We start from the raw sequence: 19305 nt of genomic DNA, 5'->3' as shown, positions 1-19305 counted from the left end.
CCGCTCGTCCCGAACAGGACCGGAACATGACCGAACTCGAATTCCAATCGCTCGCGAACGAAGGCTACAACCGCATCCCGCTGATCGCGGAAGCCCTTGCCGATCTCGAAACGCCGCTGTCCCTCTACCTGAAGCTGGCCCAGCCCGAACGCGCGGGCGCCAACTCGTTCCTGCTCGAATCGGTGGTCGGCGGCGAACGCTTCGGCCGCTACTCGTTCATCGGCCTGCCCGCCCGCACGCTCGTACGCACCCGCAACGGCGTGTCGGAAGTCGTGCGCGACGGCCAGGTCGTCGAGACGCACGAAGGCGACCCGTTCCAGTTCATCGAATCGTTCCAGGCCCGCTTCAAGGTCGCGCAGCGCCCGGGCCTGCCGCGTTTCTGCGGCGGCCTCGCCGGCTACTTCGGCTACGACGCGGTGCGCTACATCGAGAAGAAGCTCGCGAACACCGCGCCGCGCGACGATCTCGGCCTGCCCGACATCCAGTTGCTGCTGACCGAGGAAGTCGCGGTGATCGACAACCTCGCCGGCAAGCTCTACCTGATCATCTACGCGGATCCGGGCCAGCCCGAAGCGTACGCGAAGGCGAAACAGCGCCTGCGCGAACTGAAGCAGCGCCTGCGCACGACCGTGCAGCCGCCCGTCACGTCGGCGAGCGTGCGCACCGAGACGTTCCGCGAATTCAAGAAGGAGGATTACCTGGCCGCCGTGCGCCAGGCGAAGGAATACATCGCGGCCGGCGAGCTGATGCAGATCCAGGTCGGCCAGCGGCTCACGAAGCCGTATCGCGACAATCCGCTGTCGCTGTACCGCGCGCTGCGCTCGCTGAACCCGTCGCCGTACATGTATTACTACAACTTCGGCGATTCCCACGTGGTCGGCGCGTCGCCGGAAATCCTGGTGCGCCAGGAAAAGCGCGGCGACGACCAGATCGTCACGATCCGGCCGCTGGCCGGCACGCGCCCGCGCGGCAACACGCCCGAGCGTGATGCGGAACTCGCGACCGAGCTGCTGAACGATCCGAAGGAGATCGCCGAGCACGTGATGCTGATCGACCTCGCGCGCAACGACGTGGGCCGCATCGCGGAAATCGGCTCGGTGCAGGTGACCGACAAGATGGTGATCGAGAAGTACTCGCACGTGCAGCACATCGTCAGCTCGGTCGAAGGCAAGCTGAAGCCCGGCATGACGAACTACGACGTGCTGCGCGCGACGTTCCCGGCCGGCACGCTGTCCGGCGCGCCGAAGGTGCGCGCGATGGAACTGATCGACGAGCTCGAGCCGGTCAAGCGCGGGCTGTACGGCGGTGCGGTCGGCTACCTGTCGTTCTCGGGCGAGATGGATCTCGCGATCGCGATCCGCACGGGCCTGATCCACAACGGCAACCTGTACGTGCAAGCGGCGGCCGGCGTCGTCGCCGATTCGGTGCCCGAATCCGAATGGCAAGAGACCGAGAACAAGGCGCGCGCGGTGCTGCGTGCGGCCGAACAGGTCCAGGACGGCCTCGATAGCGACTTCTGACCGGAGACTGACCATGCTGCTCATGATCGACAACTACGACTCGTTTACCTACAACCTGGTCCAGTACTTCGGCGAACTCGGCGAGGACGTGCGTACCTGCCGCAACGACGAAATCACGCTCGACGACATCGCGCGCCTGAACCCCGACACCATCTGCCTGTCGCCCGGCCCGAGCAATCCGCAGCACGCGGGCATCACGCTCGACGTGCTGCGCGAATTCGCGGGCAGGAAGCCGATCCTCGGCGTCTGCCTCGGCCACCAGGCGATCGGCGAAGCATTCGGCGGCCGCGTCGTGCGCGCGAAGACCATCATGCACGGCAAGGTGAGCCGGATCGAAACCGATTGCCGCGGCGTATTCGCCGATCTGCCGAAGCATTTCGACGTCACGCGCTATCACTCCCTCGCGATCGAGCGCGAATCGCTGCCCGACTGCCTCGAGGTGTCCGCGTGGACCGACGACGGCGAGATCATGGGCGTGCGCCACAAGACGCTGCCGGTCGAAGGCGTGCAGTTCCACCCGGAATCGATTCTCTCGGAGCATGGCCACGCGCTGCTCGAGAATTTCCTGAAGCAGCATCGCGCAGCGGCCCATGCCGCCGCACCGGCCGCGTGACGGGAGACGCACGATGACGATTACCCCGCAGGAAGCGCTGCAGCGCACGATCGAGCACCGCGAAATCTTCCACGACGAAATGCTCCACCTGATGCGGCTGATCATGCGCGGCGACATGTCGCCCGTGATGGCGGCCGCGATCATCACCGGGCTGCGCGTGAAGAAGGAGACGATCGGCGAGATCGCCGCCGCCGCGACCGTGATGCGCGAATTCGCGAACCACGTCGAGGTGCAGGACAACTCGAATTTCGTCGACATCGTCGGCACCGGCGGCGACGGCTCGCACACGTTCAACATCTCGACCGCGTCGATGTTCGTCACGGCGGCTGCGGGCGCGAAGGTCGCGAAGCACGGCAACCGCGGCGTGTCGAGCAAATCCGGCAGCGCCGACGTGCTCGAAGCGCTCGGCGTGAACATCGATCTGCAATCGGACCAGGTCGCCGCGTCGATCGCCGAAACCGGCATGGGCTTCATGTTCGCGCCGAACCATCATCCGGCGATGAAGAACATCGCGGCCGTGCGCCGCGAGCTCGGCGTGCGCACGATCTTCAACATCCTCGGCCCGCTGACCAATCCGGCCGGCGCGCCGAACCAGCTGATGGGCGTGTTTCACCCCGACCTCGTCGGCATCCAGGTGCGCGTGATGCAGCGCCTCGGCGCGCAGCACGTGCTCGTCGTGTACGGCAAGGACGGGATGGACGAGGTGTCGCTCGGCGCCGCGACGCTCGTCGGCGAGTTGCGCGACGGCAAGGTGCACGAGTACGAGATCCATCCGGAGGATTTCGGCCTGCAGATGGTGTCGAACCGCACGCTGAAGGTGGAAAATGCGGACGAATCGCGCACGATGCTGCTCGGCGCGCTGGACAACCAGCCTGGCGTCGCGCGCGAGATCGTCACGCTGAACGCGGGCACCGCGCTCTATGCGGCCAATATCGCCGAGTCGATCGCGGACGGCATCCAGCTCGCCCGCGAAGCGATCGCAAGCGGCAAGGCCCGCGCGAAAGTCGACGAACTCGTGCGCTTCACGCAGCAGTTCAAGCGCTGACCCTCTTACGAATCCAGCAGGAACCCACATGAGCGACATTCTCGACCGAATCATCGCCGTCAAGCGCGAAGAAATCGCGGCGGCCCTGCGCAGCACGCCGCTCGAGGCACTGAAACTCGAAGCATCCGCGCGCGACCTGCGCGACTTCGTCGGCGCGCTGCGCGCGAAGCACGCGGCCGGCAACGCCGCCGTGATCGCCGAAATCAAGAAGGCAAGCCCGTCGAAAGGCGTGCTGCGCGAGCATTTCGTGCCGGCCGACATCGCGCGCTCGTATGCGGCGCACGGCGCCGCGTGCCTGTCGGTGCTGACCGACGAGCAGTTCTTCCAGGGCGGCGTCCGCTACCTCGAGGAAGCGCGCGCGGCCTGCACGCTGCCGGTGCTGCGCAAGGACTTCATCGTCGACGCGTACCAGATCGTCGAAGCCCGCGCGATGGGCGCCGACGCGATCCTGCTGATCGCCGCCGCGCTCGACACGCCGCTGATGCAGGATCTCGAGGCCTATGCGCATTCGCTCGGCCTCGCGGTGCTCGTCGAAGTGCACGACCGCCACGAGATGGAACAGGCGCTGACGCTCAAGACGCCGCTGCTCGGCATCAACAACCGCAACCTGCGCACGTTCGAGACGTCGATCCAGACCACGCTCGACATGCTGGACATGATTCCGGCGGACCGCATCGTCGTGACCGAATCGGGCATCCTGTCGCGTACCGACGTCGACACGATGCGCGCGGCGAACGTGAACACGTTCCTCGTCGGCGAGGCGTTCATGCGCGCCGATCAGCCGGGCGAGGAACTCGCACGGATGTTCTTCTGATGGCGATCGAAAAGGAAATCAAGCTCGCGCTGCCGGCCGGCCAGGCCGATGCCGCGCGCCGCTTCTTCGAGACGCTGACCGGCGAACCCGGTCACGCGATCACGCTCGCGAACGTCTATTACGACACGCCCGACCTCGCGCTGGCGCGCTCGAAGAGCGCGGTGCGCGTGCGCCGCACGCCGGACGGCTGGCTGCAGACGTTCAAGACGGTCGGCAGCGCGGAAGGCGGCCTGCATAGCCGCCACGAATGGGAACTGCCGGTCGCGGGCGACGCGCTCGAAATCGATGCGCTCGTCGCGGCCTGCGACGTGCCGGAAGCCGCCGCCGCGCTGAATGACGCGGCCGGCGCGCTGCATGCGCTGTTCCGCACGGATTTTTCGCGTACGCTGTGGCGCATCGCCATCGGCGGCGCGACGGTCGAGGCCGCGGTGGACCTCGGCGAGATCGTCGTCCAGGCGGAACACGAAACGCGCCGCGAACCGATCAGCGAAATCGAACTCGAACTGATCGACGGCCCGGAAACGGCGCTCGCGACGCTCGCCGCCGAATTGCAGCAGGCGCTGCCGGGCCTCGCCCCCGAAAACATCAGCAAGGCGCAGCGCGGCTACCGGCTGCGCGCGCAATAAACCCGCATCACGCATGGCAACCCGCAAGACTTCCCGCGCGCCGCAACAGGCGTCGCTGTTCGACGATCCCGTGCCGGAAACGGCACCGGACGATATTCCGTCCCCGGCTTCCGAGCCGCCTGCCGCTCGGCGCAAAGCAGCGAAGAAAACCGCAGCACCCGCACCCGCGCCCATGCCCGAGCCGGCCTCGGCCGCCGCGGCGCCGCGACCCGCCGCCGCCGACGTACCGCATCTCGCCGCGCAATTCGACGCGCTGCCGGCTGTCTGGCGCGACGTGCTGAAACCGTTCACCGACAGCGACGCGTACGCGCCGCTGTGCCGCTTCGTCGATGAGGAGCGTGCGGCCGGCAAGACGGTCTACCCGACCGACGTGTTCCGCGCGCTGCGCCTGACGAGCCCGGACGACGTGAAGGTCGTGATCCTCGGCCAGGATCCGTACCACGGCGACGATCGCGGCACGCCGCAGGCGCACGGCCTCGCGTTCTCGGTGCCGCCGGCCGTCCGCACGCCGCCGTCGCTGCGCAACATCTTCAAGGAAATCGCCGCGAACTTCGGTCACGACACGCCGCGGCACGGCTGCCTCGACACGTGGGCACGCCAGGGCGTGCTGCTGCTCAACACCGTGCTGACAGTCGAGCGCGGCGCGGCCGCGAGCCATGCTAAGCGCGGCTGGGAGCAATGCACGGACACGCTGATCCGCGAGCTCGCCGGCCGTCATCGCGGGCTCGTGTTCATGCTGTGGGGCGCGCACGCGCAGGCCAAGCGCGCACTGTTCGACGCGAACGCGCATTGCGTGCTCGAGGCGCCGCATCCGTCGCCGCTGTCCGCGCATCGCGGCTTCCTCGGCTGCCGCCATTTCGCGCTCGCGAACGACTATCTGGTCGAAGCAGGCCGCGAGCCGATCGACTGGCGTCTGCCGGACGTGGCCGAAACGCTCGCGTAACGGCCCAGGCGGCGGGTTCGCCGGCCCGAATGCAACAACGCCGCGCCCCTTTCGGGGCGCGGCGTTTTTTATCGGGTGACGCAGCCGGTGCGTCGCACCCGCGTCGACCTCACGCGTTACGCGGCGGCGATCGCCTCGCGCGCGCTGGCGAGCGCGGCGCTTTGCGCATCCGGGCCGAGGTTCAGGCCTTCCGCGAAGATGAAGCTCACGTCGGTCAGGCCGATGAAGCCGAGGAACGTGCGCAGGTACGGCGTCTGGCTGTCGTTCGGCGTGCCGGCGTACTTGCCGCCGCGGGCCGTCACCACGTGAACCTTCTTGCCCTTGATCAGGCCTTCCGGACCGTTCTCGGTGTAGCGGAACGTGACGCCTGCGCGGGCGATCCAGTCGAAATACGTCTTCAGTTGCGACGAGATGCCGAAGTTGTACATCGGTGCGCCGATCACGATGATGTCGGCAGCCTGCAACTCGGCGATCAGCGCATCGCTCTTCGCGACGATCGCATTCTGTTCCGCGGTGCGCTTGTCGGCCGGCGTGAAGAATGCGCCGAGCACCGATTCGTCGAGGTGCGGCAGCGCATCGGCCAGCAGATCGCGAACCACGACGTTCGCGCCGGGGTTCGATTGTTGCAGCTTTGCCGTCAGTTCGTTGGCCAGCAGCGTGGATTGCGCACCTTGCGAACGCGCAGCGGAATTGATTTGCAGAATGGTCGTCATGTCAGGCTCCGGTGGGGTTGCGCTTCGGTAGCGCGAGTGACGCCATTGTGCGTGGCCGCATGACCGCGAAAAAGCGGGCCCAGGGCGACGGATTGTTGCAGCAGCAGAACAATCCTTGATCGCGCCCCGATACCCGCTTTCGGACGATTATCCCTTCAGCCAGGCTTCGCGGGCCTTCGTGGCCGCAGCCGGCTTCGCGGCCGCCGTCAGCCGGTAGCGCGTGACGTCCGGGCCGTCGAGCTTCAGTTTCGCGGTGCGCAGCTCGTCGCGGCGAAACGCGTGAACCTCGATCTTGTCGCCCGGCCGGTAGCGCGCGAGCAGCGCATCGAGGTTCGTGCCCGTCACGCGCAGCCCGTCGACCGCGATCAGCGTGTCGCCGGCCGACAACCCCGCGCGATGCGCGGCGCCGCCTTCGTAGACCGCCGCGAGCGTGCAGTCCGCGCCGCCGCGCAAACGCGCGCCGATCGTCGGCTTCGCGGCCGCGCCGGTCGCGACGTCGGGCGCCAGCGTCACGCCGAACGGCGCGAGCAGTTCGGCAAGCGGCAGATCGCGCGTGCCGTGCACGGCGTCGGCGAACAGGCGGCCGAGCGCGACGCCCGTCGCCTCCTCGATCAGCGTCTCGACTTCGTTTTCTTCCACGCCCGTCTGCTTGCCGCGATAGAAGTCGCGGCCGTAGCGTTGCCACAGCAGGCGCATCACGTCGTCGAGCGACCTCCGGTTGCGCGTCCGCGCACGGATCGCGAGATCGAATGCCAGCGCGACGAGCGAGCCCTTCGTGTAATAGCTGACGATCGCGTTGGTCGCGTTCTCGTCCTGGCGGTAGTACTTGATCCACGCGTCGAACGAGCTTTCCGCGACGCTCTGCTTGAGCCGGCCCGTGCCGCGCAGCACGCCGCCGATGGTGCGGCCCAGCGCCGCGAAATATTCGTCCTGCGACATCAGCCCGCTGCGGACCAGCATCAGGTCGTCGTAATACGACGTGAAGCCCTCGAACAGCCACAACAGCGACGTGTAGTTCTCGCGCGTGAGGTCGTACGGCACGAACGCCGCCGGCTTGATGCGCTTCACGTTCCACGTGTGGAAATACTCGTGGCTGCAAAGCCCGAGATACGTGCGATAGCCTTCCGTCGTTTCGGGGCGCCCTTTCACCGGCAGGTCGGTCCGGTTGCAGATCAGCGCGGTCGACGCGCGATGCTCGAGGCCGCCGTAGCCGTCGCTGACTGCAAGCGTCATGAACACGTAGCGGTCCATCGGCGCCTTCTTCGATTTCGGCTCGAACAGCGCGATCTGCGCTTCGCACACGCGCTTCAGATCGGTACGCAGCCGCTCCAGGTCGAGCTGGGTCACGCGTCCGGCGATCACGATGTCATGCGGCACGCCGTGCGCGTCGAACGTCGCGAGCGCGAATTCGCCGATCGTCACCGGATGGTCGGACAGTTCGTCGTAGTTCGCTGCACGATACGCGCCGAAACCGTAGCGCTTCGTGCCGCGCGCCTCGGGCAGCGCGGTGCCGACACGCCACGTGCGGAACGCCGCGCCGGCCGGTTTCGCGATGTCGACTTCGCAGGGCGCCTCCTCGCGGCCCGCGACGCTCAGGAACACGGCCGTCGCGTTGAAGAAGCCGCCCGATTCGTCGAGATAAGCGGAGCGCACCGACAGGTCCCACGCATACACGTCGTAGCGCAGCGTCAGCGCGCCGGTGACGGGCGCGGCCTGCCACGTATGCTTGTCGGTCTTCGCGATGCGCACCTTGCGGCCCGCGTCGTTGAACGCGCCGAGCGTCACGATGTTGCGCGCGAACTCGCGCACGAGATAGCTGCCCGGAATCCATACCGGCAGCGAGAAACGCTGGCCCTCGGGATCGGGATCGGCAACCGTCACCGTCACTTCGAACAGGTGCGCGGCAAGATCTTTCGGGACAATCGAATAGCGGATCGGCTGGGTCATCGTGGCAATCGGTCGGTCGAATACGGCGGCGAAAACGAAGAGAGGCGCCGGCAGATCGTGCGGGCGCCCCTCGCTGGCCGGGCCATGCGCCCGGCGTGCAGTCGGTTACTTGCTCGAGGCGAGCGCCTGGTTGAGCTGGTCGGCCGATACCGCGCCCGGCAGGCGGCGGCCGTCCGGCAGGAAGATCGTCGGCGTGCCCGTGACGTTCATCCCGCGGCCCAGCGCGAGGTTCTTGTCGAGCGCGCTGGTATCGCAGGTACCGGGGCCGGACGGCGCGCGGTGGTCGAGCATCCAGCTCGCCCACGTCTTCGCACGGTCGGTCGCGCACCAGATCGCCTTCGACTTCGCGGTCGAATCCGGCGACAGCACCGGGTACAGGAACGTGTAGACGGTCACGTTGTCGACCGACTGCAGCGTCGTCTCGAGCTTCTTGCAGTACGGGCAGTTCGGATCGGAGAACACCGCGATCTTGCGGGCGCCGTTGCCCTTGACGACCTTGATCGCATTCGCGAACGGCAGGCTCGCGAAATCGATCTTGTTGATTTCGGACAGGCGGGCGTCGGTCAGGTTCTTGTGCGTCTTGGCGTCGACGAGATCGCCGAGCAGCACGTAGTCACCCGCCGCGTCGCTATAGATGATCTGCGAGCCGAGGTTCACTTCGTAAAGCCCTGCAACCGGCGATTTCGACACACTCTTGATCGGCGCGTCGTTGCCGAGACGGGCTTGCAGCGTGGCCTTCAGCTTGTCGGTGGTCTGGTCGGCCTGCGCGGTGCAGCCCAGCGTCGCCATCGCGACGGCCAGCGCCAGCGATGCGATGCGGATCTTTTTGTTCATCGAAATCTTCCTTCAGCTCAATCGGAGTGCTCGGCACAGTGTACGCCGTTATGGAACCGTCTCCGACCCGTGCAGCGGCAGAAGGTTCGATCAGCCGAGCGCGGCCGACACGAGCCAGCGCTTCACGAGCGGCTGCGCGCCGACGAACGCCATGCCCGCATTGCGCACCGCCTTCGCGAGCGAGCCGGGCACCGCGAACAGCCGCTGCAGGCCGTCGGTGGCGACCATCAGCGCGCGGATGTCCTCGCGGCGCGAACGCTCGTAGCGGCGCAGCAGCACCGTATCGCCGAGATTCCGGAAGCTTTCCTTGCCCGCGATCGCGTCGGCGAGCGCGGCGACGTCGCGCAGGCCGAGGTTCATCCCCTGCCCCGCGAGCGGGTGGATCAGGTGCGCGGCATCGCCGACCAGCGCGACGCGCGGCGCGATCAGCTTGTCGACCGTCTGCAGCGCCAGCGGGAAGCCGGCGGCCGGCGTCACGCATTCGAGCGTGCCGAGCTGGCCGTGCGACACGCGCTCGACCTCGGCCGCGAGTTGCGCCGGATCGAGCGCCAGCAATTCATCCGCATGCGCGGTGTGCGCGGACCACACGAGCGACACGTGGCCGTCCGGCAGCGGCAGCAGCGCGACGATCTCACCTTCGTGGAACCACTGCCAGGCCGTCTCGCGGTGCGGCCGCGACGCCTTGAAGTTCGCGACGACGCCCGTCTGCCGGTAGTCGCGCCGCTCCACCCTGGCCCCCATTTGGGAGCGCACCCACGAATGCGCGCCGTCGGCGCCGACGACGAGATCGGCCTCGAGCACCTGCCCCGACGACAGCGTGAGCACGGCCGCGTCGTCGCGCACGTCGAAACCCTGCGCGCGCGCCTCGAACCACGTGAGGTTCGGCTGGAACCGCAGCGCGGCGTCGAGCGACGCCTCGACCAGCGACGACTCGGCGATCCATGCGAGCTGCGGCACGGACGCCTGGTAGGCGGAGAAATGCAGCTCGGCATGCGCGTCGCCATACACGCGCATGTCGTAGACCGGCGCGAGCCGGCCGGGGTCGAGCGCCTGCCACACCCGCAGCCGCTCGAGCAACGCCTGTGAACTGGACGACAGCGCGTAGACGCGCGTGTCGAACGCGAGATCGGCGGGGCGCGGCGTGGCCGGCTGGGCGAGCAAGGCTGTCTTGTAGCCGGACTGGGTCAGCGCGAGCGCGGCCGTCTTGCCGACGAGCCCGCCGCCGACCACGGCGACGTCGAAGGTGTGGTGGGCAGTCATGGCGGGCATTATAGCCGCGGGGCCAAACCCTTACGCGGCCGGACTTTGCGGGAAATCAGCAGAATCGCAGGCGCGGTGCGCGGGCGCGGCGGCGCGCCGCATCGGCCGTTCGGCGCCAGCCCGGAATCCGGGGCGCCGGCACGGTACAATAGCGTCTTTGACCGTCGGCCTGCCGCGCGCCACGCGCCGGCCGCCCTTTTTTCCCGCGCCGCCGTGCCCTGTCCGGCCGCGCCGCCTCACCCGTCCGAAGGATTCCATGAGTCTCAAATGCGGCATCGTCGGCTTGCCCAACGTCGGCAAGTCCACCCTGTTCAATGCGCTGACCAAGGCCGGCATCGCCGCCGAGAACTACCCGTTCTGCACGATCGAGCCGAACGTCGGCATCGTCGAAGTGCCGGATACGCGCCTGAAGGCGCTCTCCGAAATCGTCAAGCCGGAGCGTGTCGTACCGGCCGTCGTCGAGTTCGTCGACATCGCGGGCCTCGTCGCGGGCGCGAGCAAGGGTGAAGGCCTCGGCAACCAGTTCCTCGCGAACATCCGCGAAACCGACGCGATCACGCACGTCGTGCGCTGCTTCGAGGACGAGAACGTCATTCACGTCGCCGGCAAGGTCAGCCCGATCGACGACATCGAAGTGATCAACACCGAACTCGCGCTCGCCGACCTCGGCACCATCGAGAAGGCGCTCACGCGCTATTCGAAGGCGGCGAAGTCGGGCAACGACAAGGAAGCGGCGAAGCTCGTCGCGGTGCTCGAGAAGGTGCGTGCGCAACTCGACCAGGGCAAGGCCGTGCGCGGCCTCGCGCTGTCGGACGACGAACAGGCGCTGATCAAGCCGTTCTGCCTGATCACCGCGAAGCCGGCGATGTATGTCGCGAACGTGAAGGACGACGGCTTCGAGAACAATCCGCACCTCGAGGCGGTGCGCAAGTACGCGGAAAGCGAAAATGCGCCGGTGGTCGCCGTGTGCGCGGCGATCGAGGCGGAAATCGCCGATCTCGACGACGCGGACAAGGAGGCATTCCTCGCCGACATGGGCATGGAAGAGCCGGGCCTCGACCGTGTGATCCGCGCGGGCTTCAAGCTGCTGGGCCTGCAGACCTACTTCACGGCGGGCGTGAAGGAAGTGCGCGCGTGGACGATCCACATCGGCGACACCGCTCCGCAGGCGGCCGGCGTGATCCACACCGACTTCGAGCGCGGCTTCATCCGCGCGCAGACGATCGCGTTCGACGACTTCGTCACGTACAAGGGCGAGCAAGGCGCGAAGGAAGCCGGCAAGATGCGCGCGGAAGGGAAGGAATATGTCGTGCACGACGGGGATGTGATGAACTTCCTGTTCAACGTTTGAGCGAATCTCCCAGGCGTACGGCAATTCACGGAAAACCCCTTGCGGCCATGGTGCCGCAAGGGGTTTTCCGCTTTATGCTCCCAGCATCATTCCGCTAGCAGGCCACGATGACGAAGCACTGCCTATGGGTGCTCATGGTGGTTTCGGCTGCCGCACTCGCCGACCCGACACCGGCCGACGAGATATCCGCGCGCAGCGGTTTGCCGGCCAGTGAAGTCACCGCGCTGTTGAACCACTGCGCTTCGAGCCAAACCGGCATGAATTTCTGCGCCTGGCGCGATCAGATCGTTGCGGAACGCGAACTGCAACACGTTATCGACAAAAAGGTCCGCGCGCACCCGGAGCGCAAAACGTCGCTCGAGGCGCGGATCTCAAAATGGAAGAAGGCGCGAGACGCCTCATGCGAAAGGTCCGCACGCAAGGAATGGGGTGGAGGATCCATGCTTCCTGCGGCGGTAGCGATCTGTGCGACGGCATCGACGAAGAAGATTACGAAGACACTGTCCTCGACGCGAGATCCGGCCCCATCCTGATGCAAAGATGCGAACACACGCGAACGTGCTCGCTACTGCGCACCGGCACAGCAGCCGCGCTTCGATACCGGCCGACGCAGAGCATAGCCCGTCGGCCGCTTCGATTACCGCGACGGGCGCGACGAATCGGATTTGATCCGGCGCGCTTCAGTATCGCTGCCCGATCGTTGATCCCGCGACGACATCCTGCCAATCGCGGAATAAAAACGGCCCGACCGGCAAACACCGATCGGGCCATGTTTCACGGCGCGGGCTTTCCGCCCGCCATCACGTCACGCCATCACGTCGCCGACACGCGCCGCCCTTCACCCGCCCGCGCATCGCGCCCCCGCTTGTTCAACCACGACGCAAGCAGCACGAGCAACGCCAGCACGGCCGTCGCGCCCACTTCCATCCGATGATCCTCGCTGACGAACATCACGGTCAGCGTGCCGCAGATGAACAGGATCACGGCCCACGTGAGCCACGGGAACAGCCACATCCGCAGCGTCAGATCGGCGCCGCCCGATTCGAGCGTCTTGCGCATCCGCAGTTGCGAGACCGCGATCACGAGATACACGAGTAGCGCGATCGCGCCCGACGTCGCGAGCAGGAACCCGAACACCTGCTCCGGCATCAGGTAGTTCGCGATCACGGTCAGGAAACCGAACGCGGTCGACGCGAGCACGGCCGCACGCGGCGTGCCGGTCGAATCGGTGCGATGCAGGAACGCGGGCGCGTCCTTGCGCCGGGACAGCGAGAACAGCATCCGCGACGCCGTGTACAGCGCCGAATTCAGGCAGCTCGCGACCGATACGAGCACGATCACGTCGATGATCGCCTTCGCGTTCGGGACGCCGATCAGTTCCATCGCGCGCTGATACGAGCCGTGCTTCGGCAGCAGCGGGTCGTTCCACGGCACGATGGCCGCGACGACGAGGATCGAGCCGAGATAGAACAGCGTGATACGCCAGATGACCGAATTCGTCGCACGCACGATCTGGCGTTGCGGGTTGTCCGATTCGGCGGCCGCGATCGTCACGATCTCGGTGCCGAGGAACGAGAACATCGTCGTCAGCATCGCCGCCAGCACCGCGCTCGCGCCGTGCGGCATGAAGCCGTCATGCACGAACAGGTTCGACACGCCCGACACGGCCGGTGCCGGAATGATGCCGACGATCGCCGCGCCGCCGATGCACAGGAACACGATGATCGCGACGACCTTGATCAGCGCGAACCAGAATTCGAATTCGCCGTAGTTCTTGACGGAAAAGAGATTGGTGACGGTGAGCAGCAGCGTGATGCCGAGCGCGAAAATCCACGTCGCGATGTCCGGGAACCACGCATTGAGGATGGTCGCGGCGGCGGTCGCCTCGATCGGGATCACCAGCACCCAGAACCACCAGTACAGCCAGCCGATCGTGAAGCCGGCCCAGTGGCCGATCGCGCGATCGGCATAGGTCGAGAACGACCCGCTGTCCGGATGCGCGACGGCCATCTCGCCGAGCATGCGCATCACCAGCACGACCAGCACGCCCGCGATCGCATACGCGAGTATCGATGCCGGCCCGGCTTCCGCGATCGCGTGCCCGGAGCCGACGAACAAGCCCGCGCCGATCACGCCGGCAATCGACATCATCGTTACGTGACGCTGCTTCAGGCCCGTGCCGAGGCCCGTGTTGCTTCCACTCATCTGTCTCTCTCCAAAAAACGGTTCCGGTACGACCGGTGTCGCGTGAAGGCGGCGCGGGGAGTTGTCGTTCTTGGGTCCGGCCGCGGCCGCGCGTGCGTCGCACGCGGGCATGGGCCGGATGGGGCCGCTCCGGTGGGGTCGTCCGCGCAGTCTGCGAAGCTGCGGGTGCGATGCGGCGCGCCAAGCGCCGGCGCATCGCGTACGCCCGTTCCGTCGGCTGTCGTCAGCCGCCTTCGAAGCGAAGGAGTGTAAGCACCAAACGGTTCTTCACTAAGAACCAATTGAGGAATTTCGATGGAACCACTCATTGCATCGATACGCACCGATGCAAGGTTTGATTGGTTCCGGCGCCGGCTCGAGCGCGGGGCGCGCCATTCAGTTCGCGTCGCGGGCAGCTTCGTCCCGCCACTTCGCCGGCACGATCGCGAGCCATTCTCGCAGAAGCAGTTTTTTCACGGCGTCGGGGCGCGCGGCCGACAGGCGCACCAGCACGATCGGCCAGCCGACATAGTGATCGGTCACGTAGTACACGTCGGGCGCCGACTCGATCAGCCATGCACGCTCGTCGGGGCCCACGCCCTTCACGACGAGCGTGTCGCCGTCCTCGCGCAGCCGCGCGAGCAGCTTGCCCTTCACCTTGAGCGCGGGCGTGCCGTACGACGTGCCTTCCTCGACGCCGCGCCATGCCAGTGCGATCTGCCGGACTTCGTCGAATGTCACGATGCCTCCCCGACCGTACGCCGATGGTTGACGGTCCGGCTACCCTACCGGAAACCGCGCGACACGCCCAGCCGCGCGGCGCTATGCGCCGGTCGCACGCGCGGCGGCCGGCGCACGCCCGGTGGTCGCGACGATCGCGAACGCAATCGCATTCGCGGCGGCGCTCGCGAGGATCGGCACGAGATAGCCGCCGCCCGCGTCGTAGATGAAGCCGGCGGCGGCCGGCCCGATCAGCGTGCCGAACGCGACGCTCGTGTACAGAATGCCGATGATCGCGCTCACGTTGCGCCCGCCGAAATAGTCCATCACGACGGCCGGCAGCACGGCGACCCAGCCGCCGTAGAACACGCCGAACACGAGTGCGAACGCGGCCAGCGTCGCGACGGTGCCGGCGCCCGCCCATGCGACGAGCGCGACGGCCATGCCGGCGAACATCGCGAGCAGCGATGCGCGGCGGCCGAAGCGATCGGCGAGGCCGCCGAGGAAGAAGCGGCCGGCCGTGCTGCCCACGCCAATCGCGCCGAGCAGCAGCACGGCCGTCGACGGCGCGACGCCATGATCGAGCGCGTACGGCACGAGGTGAACGAACGGGACGAACACGCCGAACGAGCAGACGAGGCAGGCCGCATACAGGCTCGCGAACGGCCGCGACGTGACGGCTTCGCGGACCGTCGCGCCGGCATGCACGTTCGCACCGGTCGACGCAGCAGCGGCATCCCGACTGCCGCCGCCGGGTGCGTCGCCGTCCGGCAGCAATCCCCGCCTGCGCGGATCGTTCTCGATCAGCAGCGACATGCCGGCTCCCAGGACGATCACGAGCGCGGCCAGCGTGAAGTACGCGCCGCGCCAGCCGACCTGCGCGATCAGCGCGGACGCGAGCGGCGGCATCACCAGCGTGCCGACGCCGATCCCGGCGACCGCGAGCCCCGACGCGAACCCGCGCCGGCGCACGAACCAGCGCTGCACCGCACCGACGGCCGGCACGTACGCGCTGCCCACGCCGAACCCGACACCGAGCCCGTACGCGACATAGACTTGCAGCAGCGTATGCGCCGCGCCGGCGGCCGCGAGCCCCGCGCCGGTCAGCAGCATCCCGGCGACGGCGAGCCGCCGCGAGCCGAAACGATCGGCCAGCGGCCCGCTGACGATGCCGAAGCCGAAGTACAGGAAGCCGGCGAGCGAGAACACGAGCGAGATCTGGCCGCGCGACGCGGCGAAATCCCGCTGCAACGACTCGACGAATGCGCTGAACGTATACGCGCTGCCGAATCCGACGAACGTGATGGCGAACGCGGCCGCCACCACGTACCAGCCATAGAAAAGGCGCGACGCGCCCGGGCGGTTCATGACGATGCTCCTCTCAGGTTCGACCGGCCGCCGCGCGGCAGCCGTGTTGCCCCATGGATATAGTTGAACTATGTTGACCGCATCGGCTGCCGGCAGGCAGCCGCAAAACAAGCGATCAGACGCATCAACGGTACTCGCGCGTACGCGCCGCCTCAAACGATATTTCGTCGACCTTTCGATTTAGAAAAACTGAATGAATCGTTCCCGCCTGCCGCCGCTCAACGCACTGCGCGCCTTCGAAGCCGCGGCCCGCCACCTGTCGGTGAAGTCGGCGGCCGAGGAGCTGTCGGTCACGCCGGGCGCGGTGAGCCAGATGATCCGCGTGCTCGAGACGCATCTCGGCGTGCAACTGTTCGAGCGCGTGAACCGCGGGATCCTGCTGACGGCCGCCGGCCGCGACTACCTGCCGCCCGTGCGCAACGCGTTCCGGCAGATCGCCGATGCGTCGCAGCGCGTGTCGGGCGCCGCCGACAGCGGCGTGCTGACGGTGAGCGTCACGCCGTTCTTCGCGTCCGCATGGCTCGTCCCGCGCCTCGCGCAGTTCCGGCAGGCGTGCCCGGACGTCGACCTGCAGGTCGTCACGAGCCACGCCCTCGCGGATTTCGCGCGCGACGGCGTCGACGTCGCGATCCGTCACGGCCTCGGGCGTTACATCGGGCTGTGCAGCGAACGGCTGCTGACGGTGGAAATCGTCGCGCTCGCGTCGCCCGAACTCGTCGCGCGGCTCGGCATGCCGGCGACGCCGGCCGCGCTCGTCGGCTGGCCGCAGTTGCACGACGCCGAACGCAAGGGCTGGCACATCTGGTTCGGCGCGCAGCGGATCGACGATTTCGGGCCGCCACGCGGCCCCGCGTTCGACGATTCGGGCCTGCTGCTGCAGGCGATCGTCGCGGGCCAGGGCGCCGGGCTGCTGCCGGCCGCGATGGTGCGCGGCGAGCTCGCGAGCGGCCGGCTCGTGCAGCTTGCCGATACCGCATGGCTCGACGATTTCGCGTACTACCTCGTCTATCCGCCGCATCATGCGGAACGGCCGAAGGTTGCGGCGTTCCGCCGGTGGATTCTCGATGCCGCGCAGGCCGACGGCGCGGCGTCGATGTCCGGCGCGGCGTAGCGTCGCGCGGATACACGGCGCCGATCCGCTAACATGCGGCGCGGGCGGTCGGCCCGACATCGCCCGACATCGATAACAACGAACCGAACGAGAGAGACCATGCGTGCCCTGCTCCGCCGCGCGACACACGTCGCGACCCTGTCCGCCGCGCTGTTCATCGCGGGCGCCGCGTTACCGCTTCCCGCGCATGCCTATCGCGCGTCGCCCGGCTACGGCAACGAAGCCGATCTCGACCGTCACGACACGTATCGCAACCGCGACGGCGAAACCGTGCATGCGCCCGCGCATTCGAAATCGGGCCGCGTGCCGGACGGCGCGAGCGCGCGCTGCCGCGACGGCACGTACAGCTTCAGCCGCCACCGGCGCGGCACGTGCTCGGGGCACGGCGGCGTCGCCGCGTGGCTGTGAGCGCGGGTCGGCCGAATGGCCTGCGCCGTGCCAGCGGCAGCCGGCGGCGAAGTACAATACGCGCTCGCACCGCCGCGCCCCGCGCGGCACGCTCCGTACCGAATCACCCGACGCCGCCACGCCCGCGCGCGCTGCGCGGCCGTCTCAACCACTTCTGACTTTCACACCGAAATGGCCCAATACGTTTTCACGATGAACCGGGTCGGCAAGATCGTGCCGCCCAAGCGCCAGATCCTGAAGGACATCTCGCTGTCGTTCTTTCCCGGCGCGAAGATCGGCGTGCTCGGCCTGAACGGCTCGGGCAAGTCGACGCTGATCCGCATCATGGCGGGCGTCGACAAGGACATCGAGGGCGAAGCCACGCCGATGCCGAACCTGAACATCGGCTACCTGCCGCAGGAACCGCAGCTCGATCCGACGAAGACCGTGCGCGAAGCCGTCGAGGAAGGCCTCGGCGACCTGTTCCAGGCCAACAAGAAGCTGGAAGAAATCTACGCGGCCTACGCCGAACCGGACGCCGACTTCGACGCGCTCGCGGCCGAGCAGGCGAAGTACGAGGCGATCCTCGCGTCGAGCGACGGCGGCAGCCCCGAGCAGCAGCTCGAAGTGGCGGCCGACGCGCTGCGCCTGCCGCCGTGGGACGCGAAGATCGAGCACCTGTCCGGCGGTGAAAAGCGCCGCGTCGCGCTGTGCAAGCTGCTGCTCGAAAAGCCCGACATGCTGCTGCTCGACGAACCGACCAACCACCTCGACGCCGAATCGGTCGACTGGCTCGAGCAGTTCCTGGTGCGCTTCCCGGGCACCGTCGTCGCGGTCACGCACGATCGCTACTTCCTCGACAACGCGGCCGAATGGATTCTCGAACTCGACCGCGGCCACGGCATTCCGTGGAAGGGCAACTACAGCAGCTGGCTCGACCAGAAGGAAGAGCGCCTGAAGCAGGAAGAAGCGTCGGAATCGGCACGCCAGAAGGCGATCAAGAAGGAACTGGAGTGGGTGCGCCAGAACCCGAAGGGCCGTCAGGCGAAGTCGAAGGCGCGTATCGCCCGCTTCGAGGAACTGAGCAGCCAGGAATACCAGAAGCGCAACGAAACGCAGGAAATCTTCATTCCGGCCGGCGAACGCCTCGGCAATGAAGTGATCGAGTTCAAGAACGTCAGCAAGTCGTTCGGCGACCGCCTGCTGATCGACAACCTGAGCTTCAAGATTCCGGCCGGCGCGATCGTCGGCATCATCGGGCCGAACGGCGCCGGCAAGTCGACGCTGTTCAAGATGCTGACCGGCAAGGAACAGCCGGATTCGGGCGAAGTCGTGATGGGCCCGACGGTGAAGCTCGCGTACGTCGACCAGAGCCGCGACGCGCTCGACGGGTCGAAGACGGTGTTCGAGGAAATCTCGGGCGGCGCCGACGTGCTGACGGTCGGCAAGTACGAAACGCCGTCGCGTGCGTACATCGGCCGCTTCAACTTCAAGGGCGGCGACCAGCAGAAGATCGTCGGCAACCTGTCCGGCGGCGAGCGCGGCCGCCTGCATCTCGCGAAGACGCTGATCTCGGGCGGCAACGTGCTGCTGCTGGACGAACCGTCGAACGACCTCGACGTCGAAACGCTGCGCGCGCTGGAAGACGCGCTGCTCGAATTCGCGGGTTCGGTGATGGTGATCTCGCACGATCGCTGGTTCCTCGACCGGATCGCGACGCACATCCTCGCGTTCGAAGGCGATTCGCAGGTCACGTTCTTCGACGGCAACTACCAGGAGTACGAAGCCGACAAGCGTGCGCGCCTCGGCGAGGAAGCCGCGAAGCCGAAGCGTCTGCGCTACAAGCCGATCAGCCGCTGAGCGGCGCGG

Annotated in this window: 18 protein-coding genes; 11 read left to right on the top strand and 7 right to left on the bottom strand. The window is 67.4% G+C overall.

Annotated features, from left to right (window positions below):
* Positions 1-26: 26 nt before the first annotated feature.
* Genes trpE through CFB52_RS02435 form a run of 6 tightly spaced genes read left to right on the top strand, consistent with a single transcriptional unit; the run spans position 27 to position 5561 of the window.
* Positions 27-1520 carry an anthranilate synthase component I gene (trpE, locus tag CFB52_RS02460; RefSeq protein ID WP_059576950.1) on the top strand — a complete coding sequence of 498 codons (1494 nt, stop codon included), beginning with the start codon at positions 27-29 and terminating at the stop codon, positions 1518-1520.
* Between the two features lie 13 nt (positions 1521-1533).
* Entirely contained in the window at positions 1534-2133 is a 600-nt protein-coding gene (locus CFB52_RS02455; RefSeq protein ID WP_059577040.1) for an aminodeoxychorismate/anthranilate synthase component II, read from the top strand.
* Positions 2134-2146: 13 nt separating this feature from the next.
* Positions 2147-3178 (top strand): anthranilate phosphoribosyltransferase, encoded by a 1032-nt coding sequence (trpD, locus tag CFB52_RS02450; RefSeq protein WP_059577389.1) that lies wholly within the window; start codon positions 2147-2149, stop codon positions 3176-3178.
* A gap of 28 nt (positions 3179-3206) precedes the next feature.
* Positions 3207-3992, top strand: coding sequence for an indole-3-glycerol phosphate synthase TrpC (gene trpC, locus CFB52_RS02445; RefSeq protein ID WP_054928329.1), 786 nt, complete (start codon positions 3207-3209; stop codon positions 3990-3992).
* On the top strand, positions 3992-4618 hold the full coding sequence (locus tag CFB52_RS02440) for a CYTH domain-containing protein (protein WP_089464514.1): 627 nt from the start codon (positions 3992-3994) through the stop codon (positions 4616-4618). Before trpC ends, CFB52_RS02440 begins: the two co-directional genes overlap by 1 nt.
* 13 nt (positions 4619-4631) lie before the next feature.
* Positions 4632-5561, top strand: coding sequence for a uracil-DNA glycosylase (locus CFB52_RS02435; RefSeq protein WP_089464513.1), 930 nt, complete (start codon positions 4632-4634; stop codon positions 5559-5561).
* A 116-nt stretch (positions 5562-5677) separates the two neighbouring features.
* Here the strand turns inward: CFB52_RS02435 and CFB52_RS02430 are convergent, their stop codons facing one another.
* From CFB52_RS02430 to CFB52_RS02415, 4 genes are all read right to left on the bottom strand, one after another.
* Entirely contained in the window at positions 5678-6274 is a 597-nt protein-coding gene (locus CFB52_RS02430) for an FMN-dependent NADH-azoreductase (protein ID WP_059577049.1), read from the bottom strand.
* 147 nt (positions 6275-6421) lie between these two features.
* Complete coding sequence (locus tag CFB52_RS02425; RefSeq protein WP_099316034.1) at positions 6422-8221, bottom strand: M61 family metallopeptidase; 1800 nt, start codon at positions 8219-8221, stop codon at positions 6422-6424.
* A gap of 105 nt (positions 8222-8326) precedes the next feature.
* Positions 8327-9055 carry a DsbC family protein gene (locus tag CFB52_RS02420; protein WP_060315379.1) on the bottom strand — a complete coding sequence of 243 codons (729 nt, stop codon included), beginning with the start codon at positions 9053-9055 and terminating at the stop codon, positions 8327-8329.
* Between the two features lie 90 nt (positions 9056-9145).
* A complete protein-coding gene (locus tag CFB52_RS02415; RefSeq protein ID WP_099316033.1) occupies positions 9146-10324 on the bottom strand; it encodes a UbiH/UbiF family hydroxylase in 1179 nt (392 codons plus the stop codon).
* A gap of 247 nt (positions 10325-10571) precedes the next feature.
* On the opposite strand from CFB52_RS02415, the gene ychF reads away from it, so the two are divergent.
* Positions 10572-11666, top strand: a complete 1095-nt coding sequence (gene ychF / locus CFB52_RS02410; protein ID WP_006482062.1) for a redox-regulated ATPase YchF — start codon at positions 10572-10574, stop codon at positions 11664-11666.
* A gap of 107 nt (positions 11667-11773) precedes the next feature.
* A complete protein-coding gene (locus CFB52_RS02405; protein WP_099316032.1) occupies positions 11774-12199 on the top strand; it encodes a lysozyme inhibitor LprI family protein in 426 nt (141 codons plus the stop codon).
* Between the two features lie 280 nt (positions 12200-12479).
* On the opposite strand, the gene gabP is transcribed toward CFB52_RS02405, so the two are convergent.
* The 3 genes from gabP to CFB52_RS02385 all read right to left on the bottom strand — a co-directional run bounded on the left by gabP (position 12480) and on the right by CFB52_RS02385 (position 15938).
* A complete protein-coding gene (gene gabP / locus CFB52_RS02400; protein WP_059577062.1) occupies positions 12480-13871 on the bottom strand; it encodes a GABA permease in 1392 nt (463 codons plus the stop codon).
* A 375-nt stretch (positions 13872-14246) separates the two neighbouring features.
* On the bottom strand, positions 14247-14591 hold the full coding sequence (locus CFB52_RS02390; protein ID WP_059577066.1) for an MmcQ/YjbR family DNA-binding protein: 345 nt from the start codon (positions 14589-14591) through the stop codon (positions 14247-14249).
* Positions 14592-14672: 81 nt separating this feature from the next.
* Positions 14673-15938 carry an MFS transporter gene (locus tag CFB52_RS02385; RefSeq protein ID WP_099316031.1) on the bottom strand — a complete coding sequence of 422 codons (1266 nt, stop codon included), beginning with the start codon at positions 15936-15938 and terminating at the stop codon, positions 14673-14675.
* A 193-nt stretch (positions 15939-16131) separates the two neighbouring features.
* On the opposite strand from CFB52_RS02385, the gene gcvA reads away from it, so the two are divergent.
* The 3 genes from gcvA (at position 16132) to ettA (ending at position 19296) form a co-directional block, all read left to right on the top strand.
* Positions 16132-17049 (top strand): transcriptional regulator GcvA, encoded by a 918-nt coding sequence (gene gcvA, locus CFB52_RS02380; RefSeq protein ID WP_060315393.1) that lies wholly within the window; start codon positions 16132-16134, stop codon positions 17047-17049.
* Positions 17050-17148: 99 nt separating this feature from the next.
* On the top strand, positions 17149-17457 hold the full coding sequence (locus CFB52_RS02375; protein ID WP_099316030.1) for a DUF3761 domain-containing protein: 309 nt from the start codon (positions 17149-17151) through the stop codon (positions 17455-17457).
* A gap of 171 nt (positions 17458-17628) precedes the next feature.
* The gene (ettA, locus tag CFB52_RS02370; protein ID WP_006494122.1) at positions 17629-19296 is read left to right on the top strand and encodes an energy-dependent translational throttle protein EttA; all 1668 of its coding nucleotides are present in this window, start codon (positions 17629-17631) and stop codon (positions 19294-19296) included.
* The last annotated feature ends 9 nt before the right edge of the window (positions 19297-19305 follow it).

The sequence above is a fragment of the Burkholderia sp. AU18528 genome (assembly GCF_002223215.2).
Lineage (GTDB): Bacteria > Pseudomonadota > Gammaproteobacteria > Burkholderiales > Burkholderiaceae > Burkholderia > Burkholderia semiarida.
Note: the sequence above shows the minus strand (reverse complement) of the source record. Positions and strands in the feature narration are given on the sequence as shown.